Annotated in this window: 4 protein-coding genes; 2 read left to right on the top strand and 2 right to left on the bottom strand. The window is 67.7% G+C overall.

What is annotated here, in order from left to right:
• Positions 1-25: 25 nt before the first annotated feature.
• Positions 26-223 carry a Trm112 family protein gene (locus AB4Y99_RS24100; protein WP_038358169.1) on the bottom strand — a complete coding sequence of 66 codons (198 nt, stop codon included), beginning with the start codon at positions 221-223 and terminating at the stop codon, positions 26-28.
• 9 nt (positions 224-232) lie between these two features.
• Positions 233-5,074, bottom strand: coding sequence for an NAD-glutamate dehydrogenase (locus AB4Y99_RS24105; RefSeq protein WP_441525099.1), 4,842 nt, complete (start codon positions 5,072-5,074; stop codon positions 233-235).
• A gap of 182 nt (positions 5,075-5,256) precedes the next feature.
• Here AB4Y99_RS24105 and AB4Y99_RS24110 point away from each other — a divergent pair, with 182 nt between their 5' ends.
• Positions 5,257-5,805 (top strand): peroxidase-related enzyme, encoded by a 549-nt coding sequence (locus tag AB4Y99_RS24110; RefSeq protein ID WP_208112845.1) that lies wholly within the window; start codon positions 5,257-5,259, stop codon positions 5,803-5,805.
• Positions 5,806-6,134: 329 nt separating this feature from the next.
• On the top strand, positions 6,135-6,503 hold the full coding sequence (locus AB4Y99_RS24115) for a DUF2794 domain-containing protein (RefSeq protein WP_038358163.1): 369 nt from the start codon (positions 6,135-6,137) through the stop codon (positions 6,501-6,503).
• Positions 6,504-6,512: the final 9 nt, after the last annotated feature.

Here is a 6,512-nt window from a genome sequence, read left to right on the forward strand (position 1 = left end):
AGGGAGAGGAGCTAGCGACACAGCTTCAATCCTCCAGCGGTCGGGCCTCTTCCGGCAGCATGATCGGGATGCCGTCGCGGATCGGGTAGGCGAGCTTCGCGGCGCGGCTGATCAGTTCCTGCCTCGCCGCGTCGTATTCCAGCGTGCTCTTGGTCAGCGGGCAGACCAGGATCTCGAGCAGCTTGGGATCGACGCGGGTGGTCGTGTCGGTTTCGTTGGTCATGCGGTTTCCTTAGCTTTTGCGCGGCAGATCGGCCAGCATCCCGGCCGCGACCATCAGCTTCGGCAGGGTGAGGCCCGAGGTGGCGATGGCGTTGATCGTGCTGCGGGTGCGCTCGACATCCTGGCCGCGCTCGGCGAGCCAGCTTTCGAGCGAGCCCTTGCCGCCATCCGAGGAGGCGATCTCCTGCGTCATCTGCGCATGGGCGTCGTCGAGCGTCTCCACGGCCCGTTCGCGGGCGAGACGCTCATAGTCGTCCGTCGCCGGCACCGCCGCCGCGGCCGCCTCGAGATTCGAGAGGCCGAAGAAGGCATCGACGCCGAAATGGATGCGGGCGACATCGCCGATCTTGCGCTTGCTGCGCTCGGCGATGTCGACGATATCCGTCGCCTGGGCGAGCGAGGGCAGGCTGGCGACGCGGGTGGCGAGCGCCTCGGGCACGCCCTCGGAGGAGAGGACGGCGATGCGGGCGAGCCGCGCCTGGGCGGCGGCTTCCGGCAGCAGCGCATCGAGCTCGGCCGAGAGATCGGTAACACCCCTGGCGTAATGCGCGATGGTCTGCTCGATCGTGCCGGGCTTGGCCGCGCCGCGCCGCAGGAACCAGCCCATGCGGTCGATGACGAGCTCCTGCGCGGCGGCATAGAGGCCGAGCTGGGTCTTGCCGGGAATCTTCGCATCGAGCGTGTCGATCTCGCCGTTGAGGCCGATGAGATCGAACGAATCGCGCGCGATCGCGTAGGCGGCGGCGATGGCCGGCACCTCCGAACGGGTCAGCGCCGCCAGGATCGGGACCAGCGCCGGCCCGCCGCGATTGACGATGGCGTTGGCGAGCTGGGTCGCGACGATCTCGCGGCGCAGCCTGTGGCCGGCGATCTCGTCCGGATAGGCGTCGCGCAGCGCCTTCGGGAAATAGCGGACCAGTTCGGTGGCGAGATAGGGGTCATCAGGCACGCTCGATTCGAGCAGCGCGTCGTGCAGCGCGAGCTTGGCATAGGCCAGCAGCACGGAGAGTTCCGGCCGCGTCAGCCCCTCGCCGCGCTTCTCGCGCTCGACGAGCTGGGCGTCGCTCGGCAGGAACTCGACGCCGCGGTCGAGCCGGCCGTCCTGCTCCAGCGTCTGCATCAGGAAGCGCAGGCCGGGCGTCGCAGCCACGCCCTTGGCCTCGGTGAGCGAGAGCGCCAGCGTCTGCAGGTAGTTGTTGCGCAGGACGAGCAGCCCGACCTCGTCGGTCATCGCCGCAAGCAGTTCGTTGCGCTTTTCCTCCTTGAGGCGGCCGTCCTTCACCGGGTTGGCGAGCGCGATCTTGATGTTGACCTCGACGTCCGAGGTGTTGACGCCGGCGGAGTTGTCGATCGCGTCGGTGTTGAGCTTCACGCCCTTGCGCGCCGCCTCGATGCGGCCGCGCTGGGTCACGCCGAGATTGGCGCCCTCGCCGATGACGCGGGCCCGGAGATCGTTGCCGGCGATGCGGATCGCGTCGTTGGCGCGGTCGCCGACCTGGGCGTCACTCTCGTCCGTGGCGCGGATATAGGTGCCGATGCCGCCGAACCAGAGCAGGTCGACGCGGCTTTTCAGGATCGCGGTCATCAGCTCGGGCGGCGAGACCTCCTTCTTGTCGAGGTCGAGTAGCGCCCGGATCTCGGCCGAGAGCGGGATGCTCTTGGCCTGGCGCGAGAAGATGCCGCCGCCCTTCGAGATCAGGCTCTTGTCGTAGTCCTGCCAGGACGAGCGCGGCAGGGCGAAGAGGCGCTGGCGCTCGGCCAGCGAGCTGGCCGGATCGGGATCGGGATCAAGGAAGATGTCGCGGTGGTCGAAGGCGGCGACGAGCTTGATCTCGGGCGAGAGCAGCATGCCGTTGCCGAAGACGTCGCCCGACATGTCGCCGACGCCGGCGACGGTGAAGGGCGTGGTCTGGATGTCGATATCGACTTCGCGGAAATGGCGCTTCACCGCTTCCCAGGCGCCGCGCGCCGTGATGCCCATGCCCTTGTGGTCATAGCCTTGAGAGCCGCCGGAGGCGAAGGCGTCGCCGAGCCAGTGATGCTTCTCCAGCGAGATCGCGTTGGCGGTGTCGGAGAAGGTCGCGGTGCCCTTGTCGGCGGCGACGACGAGATAGGGGTCGTCGCCGTCATGGCGCACCGTGTCCGGCGGCGGCACGATGGTCTCGCCGTCGAGATTGTCGGTCAATTCGAGCAGGTTGCGGACGAAGATGCGGTAGCTCTCGGTGCCTTCAGCCAGCCAGGCGGCGCGATCGGATGCCGGCGGAAGCTGCTTCGGCACGAAGCCCCCCTTGGCGCCGACCGGGACGATCACCGCGTTCTTGACCTGCTGTGCCTTGACCAGGCCGAGCACCTCGGTGCGGAAGTCCTGCGGGCGGTCGGACCAGCGCAGGCCGCCGCGCGCGACCTTGCCGAAGCGCAGGTGGATGCCCTCGACGCGCGGCGAATAGACGAAGATCTCGTAGAGCGGGCGCGGCAGCGGCAGTCCGTCGACCTGAGCGCAGTCGAATTTGAAGGTGATGGTGCCGCGTGGCTGGCCGTCCGGACCGATCTGGAAGAAGTTGGTGCGCAGCGCGGCATCGACCAGATTGACCAGGCGACGCAGGATGCGGTCCTCGTCGAGGCTGGTGACGGCGTCGAGCGCGCCCTCGATTTCGGCGCGCTTCTGCGCCATGCGCTGCTCGCGCTCCTCCGGCTTGATGCGCGGATCGAACTTGGCGGTGAAATAGCCGACGAGGTCGGCGGCGATGCCGGGGTGGCGCGTCAGCGCGTCGGCGATGTAGCCCTGCGCATAGGGCGCGCCGACCTGCCGGAGATAGCGCCCGAAGGCGCGCAGCAACGCGGCTTCCCGCCAGCCGAGGCCGGCGGCGAGCACGAGCTGGTCGAAGCGGTCCGATTCGGCCAGTCCACGGAACTGCGCCATCAGCGCGGCTTCGATGGTCGGGTCGAGATGCTCGATGTCGATCTCGCCGTCGTCGGCGCGCTCCAGCGTCATGTCGTGGAGCCAGACGCGGACGTCTTCGCCCGCGCCGCCATTGCCCTGCGGCAGGACGTTGTAGGTCCGCTCGTTGACGACGCGGAAACCCATATTCTCCAGCAGCGGGACGCGAGCCGAGAGCGAGATCGCGCCCCCGCGCGAGAATACCTTGAGATTGGCGCGCGTCGCGGCGTCACCCTCGCGGCGGTAGAGATTGACGGCGCGCGGACGCTCGGCCGAGAGCTGCTGCAGCATCTCGATGTCGATCAGTGCATCCGTGGCGGAGAAGCGCTCGCGATAGGCGGCGCCGAAGGCGGCGGCGTAGCGCTCGGCGAGCGCGCGGGCGGCGGGCCCGGCCTTCTCCTGGTCGAGGACGTCCTTCAGCCCGTCGCTCCAGGTGCGGACGATCGCGCCGATGCCGGCTTCGAGCGTGGCGCGGTCGATCCGGGGCGTTTTCCCCTCGTCGCGGCCGATGATGTAATGGGTGCGCGAGAGCGGCCCTTCCGGATAGGCGGGATAGGCGGCCGAGATCCGCCCGTTATAGACGCGGGCGAGGAACTCGCCGACGCGCAGGCGGACATTGGTGTCGTAGCGGTCCTTCGGGATGAAGACGAGGATCGAGACGAAGCGGTCGAACTCATCGACACGGGCGAGCGCCCGGATGCGCGGCCGCTCGGTGAGCTGCAGGATGTCGAGCGCGAACTGCTCCAGCGTCGGCACGTCGATCTGGAAGAGCTCGTCGCGCGGATAGGCATCGAGCACGTTCAGCAGGGCGCGGCCGGAATAGCTCGCCGGGTCGAAGCCGATATTCTTGGCGACGCGGGCGACTTTGAGGCGCAGATAGGGGATGGCGCGGGCCGAACCGGTATAGGCGTTCGAGGTCAGCAGGCCGACGATGCGCAATTCGCCATCGAGCCGCCCTTCCGGCGTGAAAAGCTTGACCCCGACATAGTCGAGATGGACGCGCCGGTGGACGCGGCTCTTGACGTTGGCCTTGGTGATGATGAGCGCCTGCGGCCGGGCCAGGAAGGCGCGGATCTCGGGCGTGGTCGTCACCAGCTCGCGGCCGCGGCGCAGCACCTTGACGGCGGGGTCGCGCAGGATGCCGAGGCCGGAGCCCTCGATCGGGTCGGCGGCGACGTCGCCGCCGGGGAAACGATAGGCCCGCGCGCCGAGCAGGGTGAAATTGTCGCCGGCGATCCATTCGAGGAATTGCAGCGCCTCGGCGATTTCGTCCTCGGGCAGCGGCGGCGGATTGGCGCGATAGGCCTGGATCACCTCGGTGATGCGTCCGCGCATCGCCGCCCAGTCGTCGACCGCGAGGCCGACATCGGCATAGACTTGGCCGAGCCCATGCTCGAGACGCTGGCGCGCCTCCGCCGAATCGATCCGATCGAGATGGATATGGATCAGGCTCTCGCGACGGGTTCCTTCCGGCGCCCTGCCTGCCGCCTCGCCGGCGAGCGAGACGAATCGGCCCTTGGCGTCGCGGGCCACGGCCAGGATCGGGTGGGCGACGAGGCGCGGCTCGTAGCCCTGGTCCTGCAATTCTGCCAGCGTCGAATCGAGCAGGAAMGSCTTGTTRTCGTTKACGACCTCGAGRATCGTGATCTGGTGCTTGCGGCCATCCGCCTCGAACTCGTCGTCGCGGAAGCGCAGATTGATCGTCTCGGGCTCGCGCGGTTCGGTGAGGTGCTCATAGGCAGCCGCTGCCGCGCGGGCGAGCAGCTCCGGCGGCAGGATTTCGAGATCCTCGGCGACGGAACGGCCGTAGAGCAACCTTGGAAATTCGGCGGGCATGGGCGATTTCAGCCCGGCGGCAGCAGCTTCAATGGCGGCAACCGCCGCGGCCGTGGCATTCGTGACCCGCTTGCCCATGCTCAACCCCCGTTGTTTTGCCGCAGCGATGACATAGGCTGCACGGCCTTTCAACTTTGCCTTGCCCAACAAAGCGGCAAAATTGCTGTTCCCGGACCAAGACAGGACGCACCATGGCGACGAAGCATGACAAACCAAAGGTCGGAGAGGAACCTGCGAAGCAGGATGCTCCGCCGGCCGTGATGGCGCTCGCTCTCGATCCGGGCGCGCTTTCGGCGGAGAATCAAGCTTATTTCGAGAAATGCCAGGAAAAGCTCGGCTTCGTGCCGAATGTGCTGGCGTCCTATGCCCATGACGACGCCAAGCTCTCGGCCTTCGCCGCCTTCTACAACGACCTGATGCTGGCGCCCTCGGGGCTCTCGAAGCTGGAGCGCGAGATGATCGCGGTGGCGGTGTCGAGCGTGAACCGCTGCTATTACTGCCTCACCGCCCATGGTGCCGCGGTGCGCCAGCTCTCGGGCGACCCCGTGCTCGGCGAGCTGATGGTGATGAACTACCGCGCGGCCGCGCTTTCCAGGCGCCATCGCGCCATGCTGGATTTCGCGGTGAAGCTGACCGAGACGCCGCATCTGATCGGCGAGGAGGATCGCGCAGGGCTGCGCGAAGCCGGCTTCAGCGAGCGCGACATCTGGGACATCGGCGCGGTGGCGGCCTTCTACAACATGTCGAACCGGATGGCCTCGGCGGTCGATATGCGCCCGAATGCGGACTATCACCGGCAGGCGCGCTGAGGCCCAAAAAGAAAACGGCCGGCGCAATGCCAGCCGCTAGTTGGCCTCGACCCGATGGCCCGGCTCCACCGGAACTCCGGGGGGCTGGGGGCTGACAAGCCGGGGCTCAGCAGAACCGGGCCGTCGAGGCAACGACCGTAATTGAGCGGCGCAACTTGGCGGGTCGTTGGCGCGTTGACGGCGAAATTGCGGCATTGCTGACGAAGCCGCGAGGAGCGGCGGCAGGCGATCTCCGCTGCCGGTGCGGTGTCCCTTGCCAGCTCGCTATCGCGGGCGCATCATCGCGGCATGTCGAGTTCGCGTTTCATCCACCGGAGCGGGGAGGCGCCATGAGCGAAAGCGAAACGCCACAATCGCGGCCGGCCGACGCCGTCGTGACTTTTCCGGCGCCGGCACGGCCCACCACCGTCACCTTCGATCGACGCGAGCTTTCCGAACTGCTCAATCTCTATGGCCGCATGGTCGCGGCCGGTGAGTGGCGCGACTACGCCATCGATTTCCTGAARGACAAGGCRCAGTTCTCGGTCTTCCGCCGCTCCTCCGAAATGCCGCTCTACCGCATCGTGAAGGACCCGGCGCTGGCGCGCCGGCAGGGAGCCTATTCGGTAGTGGCGGCGACGGGGCTGATCCTGAAGCGTGGCTCGGAATTGTCGCGCGTGCTCAGGGTGCTCGACAGGCAGCTCAGCATCGTGAACTGAGATCAGAAG

Origin of the sequence: Allobosea sp. TAB14, assembly GCF_052113865.1 — a bacterium.
GTDB lineage: Bacteria > Pseudomonadota > Alphaproteobacteria > Rhizobiales > Beijerinckiaceae > Allobosea > Allobosea spartocytisi.